General features: G+C 55.8%; 2 protein-coding genes. Both read right to left on the bottom strand.

Translation table 11 applies throughout. The annotated features are described in order from the left end of the window. The coding region (locus AC1DUU_RS31655; protein WP_476787256.1) for a DUF502 domain-containing protein at window positions 1-584 on the bottom strand (584 nt) is incomplete at its 3' end. Between the two features lie 194 nt (window positions 585-778). Further along, window positions 779-1,357, bottom strand: a complete 579-nt coding sequence (locus AC1DUU_RS31650; RefSeq protein WP_476787255.1) for a DUF2272 domain-containing protein — start codon at window positions 1,355-1,357, stop codon at window positions 779-781. Between the last annotated feature and the right edge of the window lie 188 nt (window positions 1,358-1,545).

Raw genomic sequence — 1,545 nt, 5'->3', positions numbered from 1 at the left:
ATGCTCATGTCGAGCACCACGATGTCGGATTTCGGCACATACATCAAAAAGCCGGTCGTTGGGTTAGGCGTGCACGGCATGAAGACGGCGATAAGYGGATCGCCCTCCTTGTCCAGCTTGTCGTTGATTTCGGTCTGCTTTTCATTGGCAACGAAAACCAGCGACCACACGCCCTTGCGCGGATACTCGACCATGCCAACGGTCCGGAACATTTCGTTCTTGTTCGACAGCACCGTCTCGAACAACTGCTTCAGAGCCTTGTAAAGACCGCGCACCAGCGGCATGCGGTTCAGCAGACGCTCGCCGAACGCAACGATTGCCCGGCCGATGAAATTGGCGGTCAAAAAGCCGATCAGCGTGATCAGCACCAGCGCCACGATCAGCCCGAAGCCCGGCACCTTGATCGAGAGATAATTATCCGGATTGTAGGTGTTGGGAATGTAGGGCTTCACCCACGAGTCGACCCAGCCGATGAACGACCAGGCAATGTAAACGGTAATCGCCAGCGGCGCGCAGACGATGAAGCCGGTGAGGAAGTAGTTCCTCAGCCGCGTCATCGCCGAAACCTTGTATGCGTCCGACATCGTTCACCGCCGCCCTATTTGCAGCGCAACATTAGTGAACAGCCGGGCGCTTTGAAACAGCGATCTTCGTAGGGGCAGTCCCCTGGGATGTCGCGACGACTGCCAAATTGCTTGCCGGGCAACAGCCGTCCGCAAGAAGCCGGTCCGCCCAGCGCTTGATCAGGGCGAAGCATCCGCTTGGCAAAAATCAGTCGCTATTTCAGGTTCTCTATGATGCAGACAAATCTGGTCGGGTCGGCCGCAGGCTGTTTGATGAGACCGTTCGACCTGATCCGAACAACGCGATCCCCAACGGTATCCGCCTCATTGCCTCCGACGGTCCTCACATAGCGCCCATTTCCGTCGGAGCCTTCTTCAATCACAATTGCCGAATGCGAGGCGTATTGCTGGTGCGCGGCAGCGTGGTCAAAGCCGAAAGTGTTGCCGCCGCGATTGTTCTGAATGATATCCCCGATCTTCGGTGCGTATTCCGAGATGCTGCGTCCACGGAAAACACCTTCCTCATTCCGTGCATTCCTGATCGCCTTGAACACGAACTCTGAATGGCTATCGGCGAACCGGAATTCGGCCGCCGTCGCGCCAGCGCACTTGATAAAGTAGGAAACAAACACCGCCGACCAAGGCGTCCCAACGCCAGGAAACTGCATTCCAATGTCGGTCCAATACTTCCTTATTCGGGAAGCCATTCTCGATGTGGTTTCATGCGATCCATGAAGCAGATCGAATTCGGCCTCGGCCAACGAGGCTAGTTTCGTCGCATAGGTTGTTGGCATTTGACACCCCCAGACAATGCCGGGCCAGAATACGCGCCGAGAAGCTGCATTGCAACCTATATTTGCATTAATGGATGCAATTCAACCATAGATGGCAAATGGGGCATGGTCGCACCAATCCGAGCGACGAATTCGCCGCCCGGAGCAATTAGACAAACACCGGAGGGATAAACCTCGCCCTACTCCAC

It is taken from the genome of Aminobacter sp. P4_H6_2, from assembly GCF_056400805.1.
The sequence above is the reverse complement of the archived record's forward strand: the minus strand, read 5'-3'. Positions and strand labels throughout refer to the sequence as shown.

What these genes read in the sequence shown, in the direction of transcription:
- AC1DUU_RS31650 (WP_476787255.1), bottom strand. Translation starts at nt 1,357, where the DNA reads ATGCCAACAACCTATGCGACGAAACTAGCCTCGTTGGCCGAGGCCGAA.